15 protein-coding genes are annotated in these 19,479 nt (G+C 66.1%); 10 read left to right on the top strand and 5 right to left on the bottom strand.

Annotated elements, in window-relative coordinates; all coding sequences use genetic code 11:
- Positions 1 to 34 precede the first annotated feature (34 nt).
- From ASD73_RS00715 to ASD73_RS00695, 5 genes are read left to right on the top strand one after another with little or no spacing between them, the layout of a single operon-like run.
- Positions 35 to 1,981 (top strand): S9 family peptidase, encoded by a 1,947-nt coding sequence (locus tag ASD73_RS00715; RefSeq protein ID WP_056370012.1) that lies wholly within the window; start codon positions 35 to 37, stop codon positions 1,979 to 1,981.
- Positions 1,978 to 3,789, top strand: a complete 1,812-nt coding sequence (locus ASD73_RS00710) for a DUF885 domain-containing protein (protein WP_056370014.1) — start codon at positions 1,978 to 1,980, stop codon at positions 3,787 to 3,789. Before ASD73_RS00715 ends, ASD73_RS00710 begins: the two co-directional genes overlap by 4 nt.
- Entirely contained in the window at positions 3,786 to 5,606 is a 1,821-nt protein-coding gene (locus ASD73_RS00705) for a DUF885 domain-containing protein (RefSeq protein WP_056370016.1), read from the top strand. Before ASD73_RS00710 ends, ASD73_RS00705 begins: the two co-directional genes overlap by 4 nt.
- Positions 5,603 to 6,826 carry a hypothetical protein gene (locus ASD73_RS00700; protein WP_056370018.1) on the top strand — a complete coding sequence of 408 codons (1,224 nt, stop codon included), beginning with the start codon at positions 5,603 to 5,605 and terminating at the stop codon, positions 6,824 to 6,826. Before ASD73_RS00705 ends, ASD73_RS00700 begins: the two co-directional genes overlap by 4 nt.
- Entirely contained in the window at positions 6,823 to 7,932 is a 1,110-nt protein-coding gene (locus ASD73_RS00695) for a dipeptidase (protein ID WP_056370019.1), read from the top strand. The genes ASD73_RS00700 and ASD73_RS00695 overlap by 4 nt, the downstream gene beginning before the upstream one ends.
- On the opposite strand, the gene ASD73_RS00690 is transcribed toward ASD73_RS00695, so the two are convergent.
- Genes ASD73_RS00690 through ASD73_RS00670 form a run of 5 tightly spaced genes read right to left on the bottom strand, consistent with a single transcriptional unit; the run spans position 7,906 to position 13,273 of the window.
- Positions 7,906 to 8,739 carry an ABC transporter permease gene (locus tag ASD73_RS00690; protein WP_056370021.1) on the bottom strand — a complete coding sequence of 278 codons (834 nt, stop codon included), beginning with the start codon at positions 8,737 to 8,739 and terminating at the stop codon, positions 7,906 to 7,908. The genes ASD73_RS00695 and ASD73_RS00690 overlap by 27 nt on opposite strands.
- Entirely contained in the window at positions 8,736 to 9,884 is a 1,149-nt protein-coding gene (locus ASD73_RS00685) for an ABC transporter permease (RefSeq protein WP_200934845.1), read from the bottom strand. Before ASD73_RS00685 ends, ASD73_RS00690 begins: the two co-directional genes overlap by 4 nt.
- Before the next feature lie 25 nt (positions 9,885 to 9,909).
- The gene (locus ASD73_RS00680) at positions 9,910 to 10,959 is read right to left on the bottom strand and encodes a polyamine ABC transporter substrate-binding protein (RefSeq protein ID WP_082521267.1); all 1,050 of its coding nucleotides are present in this window, start codon (positions 10,957 to 10,959) and stop codon (positions 9,910 to 9,912) included.
- On the bottom strand, positions 10,956 to 12,077 hold the full coding sequence (locus ASD73_RS00675; protein ID WP_082521266.1) for an ABC transporter ATP-binding protein: 1,122 nt from the start codon (positions 12,075 to 12,077) through the stop codon (positions 10,956 to 10,958). The genes ASD73_RS00680 and ASD73_RS00675 overlap by 4 nt, the downstream gene beginning before the upstream one ends.
- Positions 12,074 to 13,273: an aminotransferase-like domain-containing protein gene (locus ASD73_RS00670; RefSeq protein ID WP_056370023.1), complete on the bottom strand. Its 1,200-nt coding sequence runs from the start codon at positions 13,271 to 13,273 to the stop codon at positions 12,074 to 12,076. The genes ASD73_RS00675 and ASD73_RS00670 overlap by 4 nt, the downstream gene beginning before the upstream one ends.
- A gap of 155 nt (positions 13,274 to 13,428) precedes the next feature.
- On the opposite strand from ASD73_RS00670, the gene ASD73_RS00665 reads away from it, so the two are divergent.
- The 5 genes from ASD73_RS00665 to ASD73_RS00645 are packed head-to-tail and all read left to right on the top strand — an operon-like array spanning position 13,429 to position 19,478.
- The gene (locus ASD73_RS00665; RefSeq protein WP_200934844.1) at positions 13,429 to 14,823 is read left to right on the top strand and encodes an amidohydrolase; all 1,395 of its coding nucleotides are present in this window, start codon (positions 13,429 to 13,431) and stop codon (positions 14,821 to 14,823) included.
- A complete protein-coding gene (locus ASD73_RS00660) occupies positions 14,820 to 16,097 on the top strand; it encodes an amidohydrolase family protein (RefSeq protein ID WP_056375883.1) in 1,278 nt (425 codons plus the stop codon). Before ASD73_RS00665 ends, ASD73_RS00660 begins: the two co-directional genes overlap by 4 nt.
- Positions 16,094 to 16,816 carry a hypothetical protein gene (locus ASD73_RS00655; RefSeq protein WP_056370027.1) on the top strand — a complete coding sequence of 241 codons (723 nt, stop codon included), beginning with the start codon at positions 16,094 to 16,096 and terminating at the stop codon, positions 16,814 to 16,816. The genes ASD73_RS00660 and ASD73_RS00655 overlap by 4 nt, the downstream gene beginning before the upstream one ends.
- 35 nt (positions 16,817 to 16,851) lie before the next feature.
- Positions 16,852 to 18,216, top strand: coding sequence for an amidohydrolase (locus ASD73_RS00650; RefSeq protein WP_327196891.1), 1,365 nt, complete (start codon positions 16,852 to 16,854; stop codon positions 18,214 to 18,216).
- Positions 18,213 to 19,478, top strand: a complete 1,266-nt coding sequence (locus ASD73_RS00645) for an amidohydrolase family protein (RefSeq protein ID WP_056370031.1) — start codon at positions 18,213 to 18,215, stop codon at positions 19,476 to 19,478. The genes ASD73_RS00650 and ASD73_RS00645 overlap by 4 nt, the downstream gene beginning before the upstream one ends.
- Position 19,479: the final 1 nt, after the last annotated feature.

The following is a 19,479-nucleotide window of genomic DNA, read 5'->3' as shown; positions in this document are numbered from 1 at the left end:
GAGCCGGGCGCTTTCCGCAAAAAGAGAGATTGAAATGCACCGACACCTGCTGCTCGCCGCCGGCCTTTTCGGCCTCGCCGCGCCGGCCTTTGCCGATGAGGCAAAGCCGGCGCGCTATACGATCGAGCAGCTGATGGATTCGGACTCGATCGGCGGGCTGTCCTGGTCGCCCGACGATTCCAAACTGGTCTTCACCAGCAACCGCACGGGCATCGCCAATATCTATGTGATGCCGTCGGGCGGCGGGAAGGCGACCGCGCTGACGAATTCGGTCAAGGAAACGGTCAGCGCGATCGGCTATTTCCCGCACGACGAGCGCATCCTCTTTTCGAGCGATCAGGGCGGCAACGAGCTGGCGCATATCTATGTCCGCGAACTGGACGGCACGACGCGCGACGTCACCCCCGGCGCAAGGCACGTGGCGCGTTTCGTTGACTGGGCGCACGACGGAAAATCCTTCTTCGTCCAGACCAACGAGCGTGACCCGCGCTTCTTCGATCTCTACGAGATCGCGGTCGACGGCTATGCGAAGACAAGACTGTTCGAGAACGACAAGGCGTATCAGGTCCGCGCGGTCAGCCCCGACCGCCGCTATGTCGGGCTCAGCCGGATCGTCGATAATGCGACGAAGCATTGCTATGTCTACGACCGCACCGAAGCGAAGCTTATCCAGCTTACACCCGAGGGCAAGCCGGTAGCATGCGAGCCGCAGACTTTTGCGGATCGGGGCGCAAAGCTCTTTTACACCACCGACGATGGCGGCGAGTTCGCCTTTCTGGTTCAACAGGATCTGGCGACCGGTGTCCGCAGGGCGGTGTTCAAGCCCGAATGGGACGTGCAGGGCGCGAACCTGTCGCGCGACGGCAAGACATTGATCGTGTCGGTCAACGAGGATGCGCGCTCGCGCCCCTATCTGTTCGATGCAATAAGCTTCCGGCCGCAGCGCCTGACCGATCCGATGCCGGGCGCGAGCGTTGGCCTGCTCCTTGCCAACCATGCGAAACGGGCGCTGATCAGCGCCTCGAACGGTGCCACGCCGGGTGAAATCCTGCTGCTCGACCTTGCTTCGGGCAAGCGGACGCCTCTCCTCAACGCGCGTGCGCCCGGCGTGGCGCCCGACGACCTCGTGCGGGGCGAGGTCGTACGTTTCCGGTCGTATGACGGCGTGACGGTGCCCGGCATTCTCTATGTGCCCAAGGGTGCAAAGAAGGGCGACAGCCTGCCTGCCGTCATTCACGTCCACGGCGGCCCGGGCGACGAAAGCCGGATCGGCTATCGCCCGCTCCAGCAATATCTCGCCAACCACGGCTATGTCGTGTTCGAGATCAACAATCGCGGCAGCAGCGGGTCGGGCCGCACCTTCTATCATCTCGATGACCGTAAGCACGGCGACGCCGATCTCGACGACGTCGTTGCGGCGAAGGGGATGCTGGCGGGCACGGGCCTTGTCGATCCCGCCAAGGTGGTGATCCAGGGGCAGAGCTATGGGGGCTATATGACGCTCGCCGGGCTTGCTTTCCGCCCCGACGCTTTCGCGGCGGGGGTCGACATTTATGGCGTGTCGAACTGGCCGCGCCTGCTCGCCAACACGCCAAGCTGGTGGGAGGATCTGCGCCGGCTGCTGTTCACCGAGGTCGGCGACCCCGAAAAGGATGCCGACTATCTTCGCAAGATTTCGCCGGTCTTTCACGCCGAGCGGATCAGGAAGCCGCTGCTTGTCCTGCAGGGCGCCAACGATCCGCGTGTGCTGCCGATCGAATCCGAGGATATTGTCGCGAAGGTCAAGGCGAACGGCGTCCCCGTCGATTATATCGTTTTTCCCGACGAGGGGCATGGCTTCCGCAAGAAGGCGAACCAGATCACCGCCTATCGTGCGATCCTCGATTTCCTCGACAAGCATGTGAAGGACATGCGGTCCGCGCCGGCAGCGCCCGCGACAGCGGAAGTCTCGCCGCTCGGCGACTTTCCGAACGGCCAGTGACGGGGCCACGCATCAGCCGGCGCGAGCTGATCGCCGCGGGGACCTTTGTCGCCGCGACCCCGGCATGGGCGACGACGGCGCAGGACGGAAGCGCGCGGTTGAACGCTTTTTTCGAAAGCGTTTTCCAGCGCGATCTCCAGCGGAATCCCGGGGCGCAATCGACGATGGGAATGAAGGCGGGGCAGGATCGCTGGCCAGACGTCAGCGCGGCGCGCGCCGACGAGAATGTCACGCTCGTGCGCCGCGACCTTGCCGAGCTTCGCCGTTTCGACCGCGGCGCGCTGACGCCTGAGGCGCGGCTCAGCTGGGACCTGTTCGCCTATAACGCCGAGGAGGCGATCGAGCGGCATCGCTGGCGCGGCAATCATTATCCGGTGTGCCAGATGCGCGGGCCGCAGCGCGATATTCCCCAAACGCTGGTCAACAACCACGCCATCGAAAGCGCCGCCGACGCCGAAGCCTACGTCGCGCGGCTGCACGCGGTGCGTCCCTATCTTGCGGCGGTGGTTGCCGGGCTGGCGCGGCAGGCCGCGAACGGCGTCGTGCCGCCTGCTTTCGCGGTGCCGCTGGTGATCGGAAATTGCGAAAAGTTGATCACCGGCGCGCCGTTCCAACCGGGAACCCCGGACAGCCCGATCCTCGCCGATTTCCGCGGCAAGGTGGCGAAGCTGGACGTCCCCGATGGCGCGAGGGCGCGGCTGATGAAAGCCGCCGAGGCAGGGCTGGTGGAGGGTTTCGGTCCCGGCTTTCGGCACCTGGTCGATCATCTGCGCGCCAGGCCGTGCGGCGCGAACTGTAGCGAAGGGGTATGGCGGCTACCCGGCGGCGACATCTATTATGCAGCGCAGCTCCGCTGGAACACGACGCTGCCGGTCGCGCCCGAAGAAGTACACCGCATCGGGCTCGACGAGACTGCGCGGCTCCACGGCGAGATGCGCGCCGTGATGCAGCGCGCGGGTTTTTCGGGCTCGCTTCCCGAATTGTTCGCGCACGTCCGCGCCGCCGACCGTTTCTATTATCCCGACACGGCCGAAGGAAAGGCTGCCTATCTCGACGCGATGCGCGCGAAGATCGCGGCGGTCACCGCGCGGCTCGGCGAACTCACCAACCATGTGCCGGGCGCCGGGGTGGTGGTGAAGCCAGTCGAGCCCTGGCTCGAGGCGTCGGCGGGCACCGCGGGCTATTTCGCGCCGTCGGCCGACGGAACGCGGCCGGGCATCCTCTATGTCAACACCCGCGACATGCGAAACCTGCCGATCTTTGAGCTGTCGGCGCTGTCCTATCACGAAGGCGTGCCCGGGCATCACCTTGAAAAGGCGGTGACGCGCGCGCTGACCGGGCTTCCGAAGTTTCGCGCCTTTGGCGGCTATACCGCGTTCAGCGAGGGCTGGGCGCTGTTCGCCGAGCAATTGCCGCTCGACATGGGGCTTTACGACGATCCGTGGCAGGAGTTCGGCCGCCTTTCAATGGAGCTGATGCGCGCGGGGCGGCTCGTGACCGACACCGGGGTCCATGCGCTGCGCTGGAGCCGCGAAAAGGCGGTCCGCTGGCTCGACGAGAATACGCCGTCGAACCACGCCGACCATATCACCGCGATCCAGCGCTACATCGTCACTCCGGGACAAGCCTGTGCTTATGAAATGGGCAAGCTCAAGCTCGTTGAGCTTCGCGATCGCGCCCGCGCGAAGCTCGGCGGCGGGTTCGATCTCCGCCGTTTCAACGACCGCGTGCTCGGCAGCGGGCCGCTGCCGCTGCCGATGCTCGAAGCCCAGATCGACGCCTGGATCGCCGCCGGAGGAGCAGCATGATCAACCGACGCCATTTTATCGGATCGGCGGCGCTCGCAGGCGCGTCGTTTGCCGTGCCGCCAGTCTTTGCGATCGAGACCCGCGAGGACGCACGGCTCGATGCCTTTTTCGAGGCGATTTTCCAGCGCGCGCTGGGCCGCAGCCCGACGCGCCAGTCGGCACTCGGCATCCGCCGCGATCAGGACAAATGGGATGATGTGAGCGAGGCGCGCGAGATCGAGGATCATCGGCTGCGCGAACAGGATCATGCTGCGCTGGGGGGCTTCGATGTCGCCGGGCTCTCCCCACAAGCGCGGCTCAGCCATCGCATCCATACGCGGTCGACCGAGCTGGCGCTGCGCGACTTCAAATGGCGGCATCATGATTATGTGATGACCCAGATGGGCGGCATACACACGCGCGTCCCGAGCACGCTTGCCAACAGCCATCCGGTCGCCAGCAAGGCCGACGCCGAAGCCTATATCAAGCGGCTCGATGGCGTCGCGCCGCTGATGACGCAAGTCGTGGCGCGGCTCGCTGCGCAGGAGGCGAAGGGCATCCAGCCGCCGCGCTTCGTCTACGCGCTGGTCCTCGAACCCTGTCTCAACCTGCTGAAGGGCGCGCCGTTCGACGGCGCCGACGAAGGGGAGGGCGACAGCCCGATCCTCGCAGATTTCAAGGCGAAGATCGCCAAGGCCGAATTTTCCGGCGCCGACCGCGCCGATCTGCTCGCGCGAGGCACCGCGGCGCTGACCGGCGGCTTCGCGGCGGGTTATCGCGCGCTGATCTCGCATCTTCGCGCGGCAGAAGCCAGGGCCGATGATGTCGACGGCGTGTGGAAGCTGCCCGAGGGCCAAGCCTATTATGCCGTGCAGCTCGAAAATTATACGACGCTGCCGTTGAAGGCGACCGAGGTTCACACGCTGGGCCTTCGCGAGGTCGCGAGCATTCATGGCGAAATGCGCGCGATCATGAAGCGGGTCGGCTTTGCGGGCGATCTTCAGGCTTTCTTCGCCTTCATGCGCAGCGACCCGCGCTTCTATCATCCCGACAGCGACGCCGGGCGCGCCGCCTATGTCGCCGAGGCCAACGCGCTGCTCGACGAAATCCGCGCGCGGCAGGGCGAGCTTTTCGGACATTTACCCAAGGCGCCGGTCGAGGTCCGTCCGATCGAGGCGTGGCGCGAGAAATCGGCGCCCAAGGCGCATTACCGCAACCCGCCGCAGGACGGATCGGCGCCGGGCCTCTATTATATCAACCTCTCCGACATGAAGGCGCAGCCGCGCTACCAGCTCGCCGCGACGCTCTATCACGAGGCGATCCCCGGCCATCATATCGAAACCTGCATCGCGCACGAGATGGACGGTTTGCCCAGGTTCCGCCGCTTTGCGAGCTATGCGGCGTTCAGCGAGGGTTGGGGGCTCTATTCGGAACTGCTCCCGAAGGAGATGGGGCTTTATGCCGATCCCTATTCGGATTTCGGCCGGCTGTCGCTGTCGCTGATGCGCGCGTGTCGGCTGGTCGTTGACAGCGGACTTCATACGCTCAAATGGACGCGAAAACGGGCGACCGACTATCTCGACGCGAACATGCCGTCGAGCCATTATGACAATCAGCGCGAGATCGATCGCTATATCGTCATCCCGGGTCAAGCAACCTCCTATTACATCGGCATGCAAAAGATCATCGCGCTCCGCGCGCGGGCGCGAGCGAAATTGGGCGATCGTTTCGACCTTCGCCGCTTTCACGACGTGACGCTGGGCGCGGGGCCACTACCGCTGCCGCTGCTCGAGGAGCGGATCGACGAGTGGATCGCAGGTGGAGGACAGACGGCATGAGGATCATTCTCGCGTTATGGATCGCGCTTCTTGGCGTGGGGGCGGCGCAGGCTGAGCCGCCGCATTATGACGTCGCGGCGCGTTTCGACCCCGCCGGCATTCTCGATGCTGATGTGACGATCACGCTCAGCGAAGCACAGGCAGAAAAGGCATTCCTGCTCTCGCAGCGCTTCACGCTCCGGCCGATGGCGCTGCCGAAGGGCGTCACCATGACCGTCGAGCCGTCGGACACGCCGATGCCTGCGCTCAACAAATATGTCTTTCGCTTTGCCCGGCCGGACGCTGCTCCGGTCAAGCTGCGCTTTCGCTATGCGGGGCCGATCCTCACCGAAAATGACAGCGGCAACAAACCGCTTCGCCCCGAAGGCTATGAGCTGTTCATCGATCATATGTGGTTCCCGGTCGGCGCCGATGTCCAGACGCGCTTCACCGTCGATGCGACGATCGACGGGCTCGCGGCCGATCTGGTCGTCGTTGCACAGGGCGAGGTGACACGAACTCCAACCGGCGTGCGCATCAAGCGCGATTTCATCGATATAGACCTGCCGATGGTGGCGATGCGCGGGCTGGAGCGCGCCGAGGCGCATGGCGTCGAATTCTACTCGCGCGACCTCTCGACCCGGCTTTCGGGCTGGTACGTCAAACATGCCGAGGGTGCTGCGCGCTATTTCGAGGCCATGTATGGCCCGCTGCCGCGCAAGGTGCGCATGGCACAGGTCTGGCGCGAACGCTCGATGGGCTATGCGCGCACCGCTTATACCGTGCTCTCCGAAGCCGGCCGCAATACCGCCGATGTGACCGAGGTCAGTCCCGCGCGCTATGTCGCGCACGAGGTCGGCCACGCCTGGTGGATGCTGGCGAGCCCGCTGACCGATGATTTCTGGCTCGTCGAATCGGCTGCCGAATATATGTCGATGCGCTATGTCGAACACGCCTTCGGCGCCGAGGAATTGGCAAAGAATATCGCCGCCAAGCGCGAAGCGACGGTGAAGGCGGGGCCGGTGATGGGGCACGGCCGCCCCGATCGCCTTCAGCTTTACGGCAAGGGTCCGCTTCTGCTGGTCGATCTGGAACATCGCATCGGCCGCCCGGCGATGGACCGGCTGATGATCGCCATGGCGAAAGAGCCCGTCCACACGACATCGATCTTCCTGGGGCATTTGACCCGGATCGCCGGCGCCGACGCCGCGCGCGCGTTCGAAACGGCGCTTCATACATGATCGTCTTGCGCCGCGCGTTGCTGGGCGGCGCGGCCGCGTTGGCGTTCGTCGGGCCCGCGCGCGCTGCGGATTTCGGCCCGGCGCGCTACCGGAAGGCGATGGTGATCGACGGGCTTTCGTCGCTGGGCGCGCTCGACCCGAAGGCGCCGGGCATCGCCGCGCAGCTGGCTGTCTATCGCGCGTCCGGGCTGACCGCGATCCACCAGACGGTCGGCGCCGCGGGCAACACCCCGGGGCGCTATGAGGAGACGCTGCGCCGGATCGCGCGCTATGCTGGCTTTATCGAGGCGCTGCCCGATCATCTGGTCCACGTCCGCACCCGCGCCGACCTGATCGCCGCGCAGACGAGCGGCCGGCTGGGGGTGATCTTCGGGTTCCAGGACACGGTGCCGCTCGAAACCGAGCCCGAGCGGCTCGACCTCTTCGATCTTCTCGGTGTGCGCGTCGTCCAGCTGACCTACAACAAACGCAATCTCGTCGGCGACGGCTGCCTCGAACCCGGCAACGCGGGGCTCAGTGAATATGGGCGCGAAGTGGTCGCGGGGCTCAACGCACGGCGGATGATCGTCGACGCGAGCCACGCCGCGCAGCGCACGATCGCCGAAGCCATCGTCACGTCGAGCGCGCCGATCGCGATCAGCCACACCGGGTGCCGCGCGCTCAACGACGTGCCGCGCAATACGGGCGACGCGGAACTCCGCGCTCTCGCCGACAAGGGCGGCGTTGCGGGCATCTATTTCATGCCTTTCCTGCGCGCGAGCGGTCAGCCGAGCGCCGACGACGTCATCCGCCATATCGAGCACGCGGTGAAGGTCGCGGGCGAGGATCATGTTGCGCTGGGCACCGACGGCGGGATTCGCGCGGTCGAACTCAACGCGGGCTATGCCGAAAACCAGCGCCGCTTTTACGAGGAGCGCAAGGCGATGGGTATTGCGGCGCCAGGCGAGGCGGCCGACGTCTTCAACCTGATCCCCGGCTATAATGAGCCCGCGCGTTTCCTGAAGCTCGCCGACGATCTCGCTGCGCGCGGCTGGCCCGCGGCCCGCATCGAAAAGCTGCTCGGCGCCAATTTCGCGCGGCTATGCGCCGACGTCTGGGGCGGCTGAACCCGAGCGCTCGCCGCGGCGGCGAAGCAGTTCCGCGGTTCCGAGCAAAAGCGTCGATGCGATCACCAGCAGCGTCGCCGCCGCCGCAATCGCCGGGCTGATCTGCTCGCGCACGCCTTCAAACATCTGGATCGGCAGAGTGCGCTGCTCAGGCCCGGCGATGAACAACGCGACCGTCGTCTCGTCGAACGACGTCATGAAGGCAAACACCGCACCGGCGGCGATCCCCGGAGCGATCAGCGGCGCCAGCACGCGAAGCAACACGGTCGTCGGCGCCGCGCCGAGGCTCGATGCTGCGCGCAGCAGTTCCAGATCGAGCCCGCGAAGCGATGCGTGCACGACGATGACGACGAAGGGCACAGCCAGCGCGGTGTGCGCGACGATCAGCCCGACCGGGCCGTTCACCAAGCCGAACGGCGCGAACAGGAAATAAAAGGCAATCGCGACGACGACGACCGGAACGACCAGCGGCGCGGTGATGATCGCAACGATCAGCGTCTTGGAGCGCGAACGCATGTGGGCGAGCCCGATCGCCGCCAGCGTCCCGAGTGGCGTCGCGATCAATGTTGTCGCGACGGCGATCTTCATGCTGTTGCCGAAGGCATGTTTCCATTGCGGCGATTCGGCGAGCGTCCGGTACCAGCGAAGCGAAAGCCCTGCTTCGGGAAAGACGAGAAAGGTGCCGGGATTGAGCGAAAGCGGCACGACCGCAAGGATCGGCAGGACCAGAAAGGCGAACACCAAAATGCAAAAGCCGATCAGCAAAGCCCGCCCCGCACGCTCGGACCGCGAACGATAACCGGTCATGCCGGCACCGTGCGCGCCATCGTCCGCCCCGCGAACAGCATGAGCAACAGTGGCACGAGCAGCAACAGGCTGAGCGCGGCCGCCATCCCCCAGTTGAGCGACTGGTTGGTGTAGAAGGCGATCGACGCGCTGATCATCTGATCGGCCCCGCCGCCAACCAGCGCGGGGGTCACATAATAGCCGAGCGCGAGGGTGAAAACGATGATCGCACCCGCCGCCACGCCGGGGAGCGTCTGCGGAAGATAGACTTTGACGAAAGCGCGAAGCGGCGAAGCGCCGAGAGAACTCGCCGCGCGCATCGCGGTCGGAGAAATGCCTTTCATCACGCCGTAGAGCGGCAGGATCAGGAAGGGCAGTAGCACATGCGTCATCGCGATATAGACCCCCAGCCGGTTGTAGATGAGCTGGATCGGTGTATCGATCAGCCCAATATTCAGCAGTGCGTTGTTCACAACGCCGTTGGTTTGGAGAAGCACCGCCCACGCCGCAGTGCGGACGAGCGCGGAGGTCCAGAATGGCAGCAGCACCAGGATCAGCAGCGGATTGGCTTTCCGTTCGGGAAGCGATGCGAGCATATAAGCGATCGGATAACCGAGGAAGACGCAGAATAGCGCGACGACGGCGCTGATCTTGAAGGTGCGTAGGTAGATATTGCCGAACACCGCCTGTTCGGGGGGGACGCGGGTGACGCGATCGTCGGCATCGAACCGCAGGTCGAGCGCGGCGAGCAGATAGTGGCTGGTCAGCGGCCCATCTGCATGACGCATAGCGGCCCAGATGTCGCGCTGGCCCCAGCGCGGATCGATCCGCGCGAGCGCGGCGACCGTATTCCCCGGCGCCCCGTTTTCCAGTCTTTCGGCCGTCGCATAGAGGAGGCTGCGCGACCCGACCATATCATAGTTCAGGCGATTGGCGACGCGGTTGAGCGTCCCCGCGCGCCGCGCCGCGACCATTTCGCGCGCGACGCTGTGCGCCAGCGCGTCGGGGGGCGGGCCCGCGCCGTCCCATTGCCGCAGCGCCGCCGCGCTCGCGGGCCACACGGCCTGAAGTTCGCGGTCGGTCACCGCGCGCGACAGCATCAGCAGCACCGGCAAGACGAAGCTCGCGAGCAGAAACAGCAGGAGCGGCGCGACGAGCGCGATCACCCACCAGCGCCGGGGAGCTGACGATTTAGCGCGCGACCCAGGCATTGAATCGCTGGGTGAGCTGATCGCCATATTCGACCCAGAAATTGGCATCGAGTTCGAGCGCGTCGGTCATGTTGGCCGGATCACTCGGCGTGTTCTTCTTGAGCGCTGGCGCGACGATCCGGTTCGCCTCGACATTGGTCAGACCGGTGGGAATGAAGCGCGCGAGCCGGACCTGGTTTTCGGGGCGCGTCATGTAGCGGAGCAGCTGCGCCGCCTCGGCGCGGCGCGGGCTGTTGCTGAGGATCACCCAATAGTCGACGGCGTAGATATTGCCGTGCCAGTCGAGCTTGAAATTGCGGCCTTCGGTACGGTTCGCGACGATCAGGCGGCCCGGGCTGGTCACCGACATGACGATCTCGCGCGATCCCAGAAGGTCGGGAACCTGCGAGATTGACGACCACCAGACGACGTGCGGCTTGATCTCGTCGAGCTTGCGGAACGCGCGGTCGACCCCCGCCGGGGTGCGGAGCGTGGGATAGACCTGATCGGCCGGCACGCCGTCGGCCATCAGTGCGAATTCGAGCGAATATTTGGGAGTCTTGCGCATGCCGCGCTTGCCCGGGAAACGCTTGGTATCCCAGAAGTCGGCCCAGCTTTGCGGGCCGGGACCCTTGATACGATCGCCGTCATAGCCGATCACATATGACCATCGCATCGCGCCAACGCCGCAATCGTGCGCCGCCGAGGGGAGAAAAGCTTTCCGGCCGCCGAGCGAGGCCCAGTCGAGGCGTTGGAACAAGCCCTCTTCGCAACCGAGGATCAAATCCTCGGTTTCGACCTGCACAATGTCCCAACTGGCGTCGCCGCCGACAACCTTGGTACGAATCACGCCCACACCGCCGCGCCAGCTATCCTCGCGCAGCGCGATGCCGGTGCTCTTGGTGAAGCCGGTCCAATAGGCCTGGCGGTGGGCATCCTGCGAGGAACCGCCCCAGCCGACCACGGTAAGCGGGCGGAGATCAGAGCCCGAATCGCAGGCCGAAACCGCAAGCAAAGCCAGTGCGCCGAGCGCGCGCAGCGCGACCCTCATGGTCCGTCCCCTGTCGAAGCTTCGACGATACCGGCCGCCGGAAAAGCGAAACAGCGATCGGTGCACCAGCCGATCGGCAAACGATCGGCCACGGCCGGGGGCTCGTCGCTCGATGTTCGGATGAAAAGCGTGTCGCCGCCGCGCAACTCCGCGCGAACCCGGCTATGGTCGCCGTGATAGACCAACTCCTCGATGTGCGCCTCGAACGCGTTGCAGCAGCTGGACGGGTGCTGCCCCGTCTCGACATGCTCTGGACGGATCGTCACGACGACATCGTTCCCAAGCGCGAGGGGCCCGGCGGCAATGGCGCGCACGATCTGGCCGCCCCGCAATATGATCGTGCATTGCTCGCCGTCGTTCGCCAGAACCGTGCCGGTCAGCATATTGTTTTCGCCGACGAAGCCCGCGACGAAGATGTTCGCCGGCCTCGCGTAGATCTGCTCGGGACTGCCGATTTGCTGAACCGCCCCGTCGGCGAAGACGGCGATGCGGTCGGACAGGGTCAGCGCTTCGCTCTGGTCGTGGGTGACATAGAGGATGGTGAGCCCGAGCGCGCGCTGGATGCGCTTGATTTCGGACTGGAGATGCTCGCGAAGCTGACGATCGAGCGCGCCGAGCGGTTCGTCCATCAGGACGAGATCGGGTTCGAAGATCAGCGCGCGCGCCAGCGCGACACGCTGGCGCTGCCCGCCCGAGAGCGCGTCGGTGCGGCGATCGCCTAGCCCGTCCAATTTGACGAGCGCCAGCGCGGCGTCGACTTTCTCCTTGGCCGCGGCGCCCTTGTTTCCGCGCACGCCGAGCGGGAAGGCCAGGTTTTCAGCGACACTCATATGCGGAAACAGCGCATAATTCTGAAATACGACGCCCATGTTGCGCTTGTACGGCGGCCGGTCGGCCAGCGACCGGCCATTGAGCAAGATCTCGCCGCTGCTCGGCGCCTCGAAGCCCGCGAGCATCATCAGGGTCGTGGTTTTTCCCGATCCCGACGGACCGAGCAGGGTCAGAAATTCGCCGCGCTCGACGGTCAGGTCGAGGCGCGTCACCGCGGCGCGTCCCTCCGCGGCGTAGCGTTTCTCGACGCCGCGAAACTCGACGAGGGTTGTTGCGGTGGACGTCATCGGCCGGCGATGGCCCGGTAACAGTCGCCAAGCCGCCGGACCCCATCGTCGATCTGGTCGGGGGTGGTGTAGCTGAAGGAGAGCCGGATGTGATGACGCGGTGCGTCCCCGCCGGCGCCGGCGAAGAAACGGCTGCCGGCGATCAGGTGGACGCCCGCCTCGGCGGCTTTCGCGGCGAGCAGGTCGCCGTCGACGTGCGACGGCAGCGTCAGCCAGACGTAATAGCCGCCCTCGGGCAGCGCGATGCGCGCCGCGGGCAGGTCGCGCGCCACCGCGGCCATGATCCGGTCGCGGCGTTCGCGATAGGCGGCTTGGACGCGTTCGATATGCACAGAAAAATCGGGCGAGTGGGCGAAGTCACAGATGATCCGCTGGATAAGCGGCGACGTCCCGCCTTCGGATTTCAGCTGGACCATCCGCGCGATCAGCGCGGGCTCGGCGGCGACCCAGCCGATGCGGAGCCCCGGCGCGACCAGCTTTGAAAAGGTACCGAGGTGAAAGACGGTCCCCGAACGGTCGAGCGCTTTCAGCAGCGGTTGGTCCGCCCCTTCGAAGCGCACCCGCCGATAGGGGCTGTCCTCGACGATCGCGATGCTGCGCGCTTCGGCGAGCGCGATGAGCGCCGCGCGCCGCGCCGCCGACATGGTCGCTCCGGTCGGGTTATGAAATTCGGGCACATTATAGATCAGCTTGGGCGGCGAACGCCCCTCCGCCGCGCGGCGATCGAGCGTCGCTTCGAGCGCGGCGACGTCGAGGCCGTCGGCATCCTGGCCGATCTCGATGAATTCGATCCCGAAGCCGCGAAAGATCGGAATGGCGGTGAAATAGGTCGGCGCGGTCACGACGATCGCATCGCCTTCGTCGAGCAGCAGTCGGCAGGCGAGGTCTATGCCCTGTTTCGCGCCATTGGTGATCAGGATATGATCGGCGGTGAGCGCGCAGCCGTCCTGGTTCATCCACGCGGCGAGCCATTGGCGCAGGTGCGGCTGGCCGCGCCCCGACGCATATTGCAGCACCTCCTCGCGGTGGTCAGTCAAGGCGAGGCGCGCGAAGGCGGTGAGATCGGGAAGCAGCTGGGGCGCGGCGAATCCCGAATCGAAAAAGATCGTCTCGGCGCCGAACTCCGAGGGGAAATGCGGGGCCGGCATGCGCGGCGAAAGCGTTTTGGCCCGGCGCGCCAGACGGTCGTCGTTCAACAAATTGGCCCCTCCTCGAACGCTGCATCTGAAATAAGCAGCTCACCCTGCCCAAGACGATGATCCGCCGCGATGAATCCGCCATCGGCGTCGCGTTGAAAAGCGAGTGGCGGATTCATCGCGCTCGTCGCTCGTTTGGGCGGGGAGAGAAGCGAATGGGGTCGGTATCGAAATTTCTTCGCGGCAGCGGAATGCGGGTGCTCGCGGCGGCGCTGTCGCTGGCCAGCGGCGTGGCGGCGGAGCAGAACGACGCGCGCGGCGAGGCTTTCCCCAGCACCTATCGGCCCGCAGCCGCGCCGCCGCTCGCGATCGTCGGCGCGACGATCCTGACGGGGACGGGCGTCGAAATTCCGGACGCGACGCTATTGATCAGCAACGGGGTGATCGAGGCGGTCGGCGCGGAGCTTGCTGTGCCCGAGGGATATGTGCGGATAGACGGGCGGGGCAAATGGGTGACCCCGGGCATCATCGACGCGCATTCGCATCTGGGCGTCTATCCGTCCCCCGCGACGCCGTCGCACGAGGATGGCAACGAGGCGGTGGCACCCAACACCGCCGACGTTTGGGCCGAACATTCGGTCTGGCCGCAGGACCCGAAATTCCGGCTTGCCCGTGCCGGTGGGGTGACGACGCTGATGATCTTGCCCGGCTCGGCCAATCTCTTTGGCGGGCGATCGGTGACGTTGAAGAATGTGCCCGCGGTGACCACGCAGGGCATGAAATTCCCGCATGCCCCCTACGGGCTAAAGATGGCGTGCGGTGAAAATCCAAAGCGTGTCTACGGCAGCAAGGGCCGGTCGCCTGCGACGCGCATGGGCAATGTCGCGGGCTATCGCAAGGCATGGATCGATGCAGCCGATTATGCGCGCAAACGGGATAAATGGGAAAAGACCGGCAAAGCGGGTGACCCGCCCAAGCGCGACCTGCAGCTCGAAACCCTGGCGGGAGTGCTGAAGGGCGAAATTCTCGTCCAGAACCATTGCTATCGCGCCGACGAAATGGCGGTGATGATCGATATCGCGCGTGAATTCGGGTTCAGCATCCGTACCTTCCACCATGCGAACGAAGCCTTCAAAATCGCGCCGTTGCTGGCGAAAGAGGATATCTGCGTCGCCACCTGGGCGAACAGCTGGGGCGCAAAAATGGAATCGCTCGACGGGATCGAAGAAACCGCGCCGATGATCCACGCCGCGGGCGGCTGTGCGATCATCCATTCGGACGACGGCCTGCTTATCCAGCGGCTGGGCCAGGAAACGGGAGTTGCGATGACCGCGGCCAATCATGCCGGACTGTCGATTTCGCGCGGCGAAGCGATCAAATGGATCACCGCGAACCCCGCCAAGGCGATGGGGATAGCCGACCGGGTCGGGACGCTGGAGCCGGGCAAGATGGCCGACGTCGTGCTGTGGAGCGGCAACCCGTTCAGCGTCTACGCGCTCGCCGATCGGGTCTGGATCGACGGCGTGCCGATGTGGGATCGCGCCGACCCGCGCTATCAGGCGCCTTCGGACTTCCTCCTTGGCCAGCCCGGCCAGGATTTCGCCCGATGATCCGCGGCGTGATCGCCTTGCTGGCGCTTGCTTGGGTGCCCGCCGTCACGGCGGAGACCATCGCGATCACTGGCGGCCGCGTCCTCACTATGGGGCCGGCCGGCGAGATCTCGGCGGGCACGGTCGTCCTTCGCGACGGGCGCATCCTGTCTGTCGGCGCCGATGTCGCGGTTCCCGCCGATGCGAAAATCATCGATGCGCGTGGCAAGATCGTCACCCCCGGTCTCGTCGCATCGGGCACCGCGCTCGGGCTCGTCGAGGTCCGCGCGGTCGAGGCGGCCGCCGATCGCGCCACCAGCCGAAACGACCTCAGCGCCGCATTCGACGCGGGCTATGGGCTCAACCCCGATTCAATGCTGATCCCGGTGGCGCGGCTCGGCGGAATCACGCGCGCCATCGCGACGCCGGCCTATAAGGACCGAGCGGGCCGCGAATTGCTGTTCGCGGGACAGGCCGCGGCGGTCACGCTTGATGGCGCGATGTTGATGCGCCGCGGCGTGGCGATGGTCCTCGACATGGGCGATGCGGGCGCTGAACGCGCCGGCGGCGCGCGCGCGGCACAACTGGTCGCCTTGCGCGCCGTCTTTGCCGATGTGCGCGACTACAAGGTCCGCCGTGCCGCCTATGATCGCGGCGCGACGCGCGATTACATGCTTTCGCGCGCCGACCTGGAGGCGCTGATTCCAGTGGTCGAGGGGCGGATGCCGTTGCTCATCAGCGTCCGCCGTGCCTCCGATATTCGCGACGTCCTGGCGATGGCGCGTACCGAAGGATTGAAACTGATCCTCGAGGGCGCGAGCGAAGGGTGGCGCGTCGCGGGGGACATCGCCGCCGCCGGGGTGCCCGTGCTGATCACGCCAATCGACAACACGCCGGCTTCGTTCGAGGAGCTCGGCGCGACGCTGGGCAATGCGCGCCGTCTCGCGGCGGCCGGCGTCGTCATCGCCATCCAGGGCAACGGCAGCCACCGCGAGCGCGAGATGCGCTACAACGCGGGCAATGCGGCCGCGAACGGGCTCGACCGCCGCGCCGCTCTGGCCGCGATCACGATCAATCCGGCGCGCATCTTTGGCTTGTCGGATCGCATCGGGTCGCTCGATCCCGGCAAGGACGGCGATGTCGTCGTCTGGGACGGCGATCCGCTCGACACGCTCGCGCGCCCGGTTCGCGTCCTGATCCGCGGTATCGACCAGCCCATGCGATCGCGCGCGACCGAGCTTCGCGATCGTTATCTTCCCGCCGTCCTTTCCTCTGCCAACGGAGAAAAACCATGAATGCCAACAAGCTGCTCACTCTCTATTCGGGCGTGCTGACCGCCGCCTTCGCGTTCGCCATCGCGACCGACGCCGGCGCCGACACGGCGCCCGCCAAGGCGGCGTTCGACGAGATCGACGTCAAGCGTATCAATGTTCGCGAGGATGACGGCACGATCCGCATGATCGTGTCGAACACGAGCCGGTCGCCGGGGATCATCATGCACGGAAAGGAACGCCCGCATCCCAGCGGCAATCGCGGAGCGGGCATCATCTTCTATAACAACGAAGGATCGGAAAACGGCGGCCTGACCTTCAGCGGGCAGAAGGGTCCCGACGGCAAGGTGTCGGGCGGCGGCCATCTGAGCTTCGATCAATATGAGCAGGATCAGGTGATCCAGCTGACCCAGAATGAGTATAACGGCCGCCGCTGGGCGGGGATGGTCGTCAACGACCGCCCGGACGCGCCGCTCGATTTCGATCTGGCCGAACGCATTTCGAAGATGCCCGAGGGTCCCGAACGGACCGCGGCGCTACAGAAGGTGCAGGCCGACGGCACCTTTGGACGCCAGCGCCTCTATGTCGGCAAGACCCGCGACCGCGAATCGGCAGTGATGCTGAGCGACGCGCTGGGCCGCCCGCGCATCATGATGAAGGTCACACCCGACGGCAAAGCCTCGATCGATTTCCTCGACGACAAGGGCGGCGTGATCCGCTCGGTGACCCCCGACGCGAAATGAGGGGCCGCGCATTCGCCTTAGTCGCCGCGCTCTCGGTGGCGGGATGCGCCGCGGGCGAACGTCCGCAGCCATCTGCGACGCCGGCTGTCGAGCGCGTTCCCGCAGCCGTCCGGGATGCCTTTCCCAGCCGCTATCGGGCGCCGGCGGCGCCGAAGGTCGCGCTATCCGGCGCGACGGTGCTGACCGCAGCCGGGGACGAGATCGCGAACGGCACCGTCCTGATGGAAAATGGGAAGATCGTCGCGGTTGGGGCCGGCCTTTCGGTGCCGGAGGGCTATGCTGTGGTCGATGCGAATGGGAAATGGGTCACCCCGGGGGTGATCGACGCACATTCGCACCTTGGCGTCTGGGCGCAGCCCGACAGCGTCGACGCGCTCAACGACGTCAATGAAATGACCGACCCGAACACCGCGCAGGTGTGGGCCGAGCATTCGGTCTGGCCGCAGGATCCGGGTTTCGACGCCGCGCGCGAGGCGGGGGTGACGACGCTGATGATCCTGCCCGGTTCGGGCAATCTTTTTGGCGGGCGGACCGTGACGCTCAAGAATGTGCCGTCGGTCACGATGCAGGGGATGAAGTTCCCCGGCGCGCCTTATGGGTTGAAGATCGCGTGCGGCGAAAATCCGAAGCGTGTCTATGGCGGCAAGGGGCGATCGCCCGCGACGCGCATGGGCAATGTCGCGGGATATCGCAAGGCGTGGATCGACGCCGCCGACTATGCGCGCAAATGGGACAAATGGGAAAAGGGCGGCGGCGCCGGCGATCCGCCGAAGCGCGATCTCCAACTCGAAACGCTGGCCGGGGTACTGAAGGGCGACATCCTGGTCCAGAACCATTGCTACCGCGCCGACGAGATGGCGGTGATGATCGACATCGCGCGCGAATTCGGATTCAGAATCCGGACGTTTCACCACGCGAACGAAGCATACAAGATCGCGCCGCTGCTCGCGAAGGAAGACATCTGCGTCGCCACCTGGGCCAATTGGTGGGGCTACAAGATGGAGGTGTTCGACGCGCTCGAGGAGAATGCTGCGCTGGTCCATGCGGCGGGCGGGTGCGCGATCATCCATTCGGACGACCCGATCGTTGTGCAGCGGCTGAACCAGGAGGCCGCGGCCGCGCTGTCCTCGGCATGGCGCGCGGGAATCCGGATCAGCAAGGCCGATGCGATCCGCTGGTTCACCGCCAATCCCGCCAAGGCGCTCGGCATCGCCGACCGGGTCGGCACGCTCGAGCCCGGCAAGAATGCGGACGTCGTGCTGTGGAACGCCGATCCGTTCAGCATCTACGCCCGCGCCGAAAAAGTGTGGATCGACGGTGGTATCGTTTTCGACCGCGGCGACCCGGCCTATCGGCGCCATTCGGACTTCCTGCTCGGCCAACCCGGAGAGATACGATGACCTGTCGCCTGCTCGCCCTTGCGGCGCTTGCGTTCGCCACCTCGGCCAGTGCCGAAACGATCGCGATCGTCGACGCGCGGCTGATGACGATGACCGCGGCGGGCGAGATTGAACGTGGCACGATCGTCATCCGCGACGGCCGCATCGCCGCCATCGGCGCCGATGTCGCGGTCCCGGCGGGCGCGCGCGTGATCGACGGGCGTGGCGGCACGGTGACGCCGGGGTTCATCCAGGCCGACAGCACATTGGGCGCGGTCGAGGTCAGCCAGGTGCCGACAAGCGCCGACCGCGCGACGCACAGCGCGGCGATCAGCGCCGGCTTCGACATCTCGCTCGGGCTCAATCCCGATTCGATCCTGCTCCCGGTCGCGCGGCTGGCGGGTATTACGCACGCGGTGACGACGCCGCTCTATGACGATCGCGGCGGCCGCGACCTCCAGTTCGCGGGGCAGGCGGCGGTGATCGACCTGGCGCAGCGCCCGGACATGGTCACGCGGCCGCGCGCCGCGATGGTGCTGGAAATGGGCGAGGGCGGGGCCGAACGCGCCGGCGGCGCGCGCGGATCGGCGATCGTCGCGCTGCGTGCGACGCTCGCCGACGTCCGTCATTTTGCGGCGAATCGCGTGGCCTATGATCGCGGCGAAGGGCGCCCGCAAAGACTGTCGCACGTCGACCTCGAAGCACTGATCCCTGTCGCCGAGGGGCGGATGCCGCTGATCGTCAAGGTCGATCGCGCGTCCGACATCCGCGAAATGATCGCGCTCGCGCGCGAGGAGAAGCTGCACCTCATTCTCGACGGCGCGGAAGAAGGATGGCGCGTCGCGAACGATATTGCCGCGGCGCAGCTCCCCGTCATCCTCGATCCGCTCGCCGACCTGCCGCGCAGCTTCTCCGAACTCGGCGCGTCGATGGAAAATGCCGCGCGGCTCCATGCCGCTGGGGTGACGATCATCCTCAAGACCGGCAGCGGCGTCGCGCACCGCGCGCGCGAACTGCGCTATGGCGCCGGCAATGCGGTCGCGTGGGGGCTGCCGTATGGCGCCGCGGTCGCGGCGATCACGGTCAACCCCGCGCGCGTATTCGGTGTCGCCGATCGCGTCGGCTCGCTCGAACGCGGACGGGCCGCCGACCTTGTCTTGTGGAATGGCGATCCGCTCGAACCGCTGTCGCAGCCGCAAGCGGTGTTCGTTGAGGGACTGGAGAAAGCGCTAACCGCGCGCCCGCTTGAACTACGCGACCGCTACCTGCCGTCCGCGCGCTGAA

The sequence above is a fragment of the Sphingopyxis sp. Root154 genome (assembly GCF_001427105.1).
Lineage (GTDB): Bacteria > Pseudomonadota > Alphaproteobacteria > Sphingomonadales > Sphingomonadaceae > Sphingopyxis.
Note: the sequence above shows the minus strand (reverse complement) of the source record. Positions and strands in the feature narration are given on the sequence as shown.

What these genes read in the sequence shown, in the direction of transcription:
- ASD73_RS00655 (WP_056370027.1), top strand. Translation starts at nt 16,094, where the DNA reads ATGAATGCCAACAAGCTGCTCACTCTCTATTCGGGCGTGCTGACCGCC.
- ASD73_RS00645 (WP_056370031.1), top strand. Translation starts at nt 18,213, where the DNA reads ATGACCTGTCGCCTGCTCGCCCTTGCGGCGCTTGCGTTCGCCACCTCG.
- ASD73_RS00690 (WP_056370021.1), bottom strand. Translation starts at nt 8,739, where the DNA reads ATGACCGGTTATCGTTCGCGGTCCGAGCGTGCGGGGCGGGCTTTGCTG.
- ASD73_RS00695 (WP_056370019.1), top strand. Translation starts at nt 6,823, where the DNA reads ATGATCGTCTTGCGCCGCGCGTTGCTGGGCGGCGCGGCCGCGTTGGCG.
- ASD73_RS00675 (WP_082521266.1), bottom strand. Translation starts at nt 12,077, where the DNA reads ATGACGTCCACCGCAACAACCCTCGTCGAGTTTCGCGGCGTCGAGAAA.
- ASD73_RS00680 (WP_082521267.1), bottom strand. Translation starts at nt 10,959, where the DNA reads ATGAGGGTCGCGCTGCGCGCGCTCGGCGCACTGGCTTTGCTTGCGGTT.
- ASD73_RS00660 (WP_056375883.1), top strand. Translation starts at nt 14,820, where the DNA reads ATGATCCGCGGCGTGATCGCCTTGCTGGCGCTTGCTTGGGTGCCCGCC.
- ASD73_RS00700 (WP_056370018.1), top strand. Translation starts at nt 5,603, where the DNA reads ATGAGGATCATTCTCGCGTTATGGATCGCGCTTCTTGGCGTGGGGGCG.
- ASD73_RS00665 (WP_200934844.1), top strand. Translation starts at nt 13,429, where the DNA reads ATGGGGTCGGTATCGAAATTTCTTCGCGGCAGCGGAATGCGGGTGCTC.
- ASD73_RS00705 (WP_056370016.1), top strand. Translation starts at nt 3,786, where the DNA reads ATGATCAACCGACGCCATTTTATCGGATCGGCGGCGCTCGCAGGCGCG.
- ASD73_RS00715 (WP_056370012.1), top strand. Translation starts at nt 35, where the DNA reads ATGCACCGACACCTGCTGCTCGCCGCCGGCCTTTTCGGCCTCGCCGCG.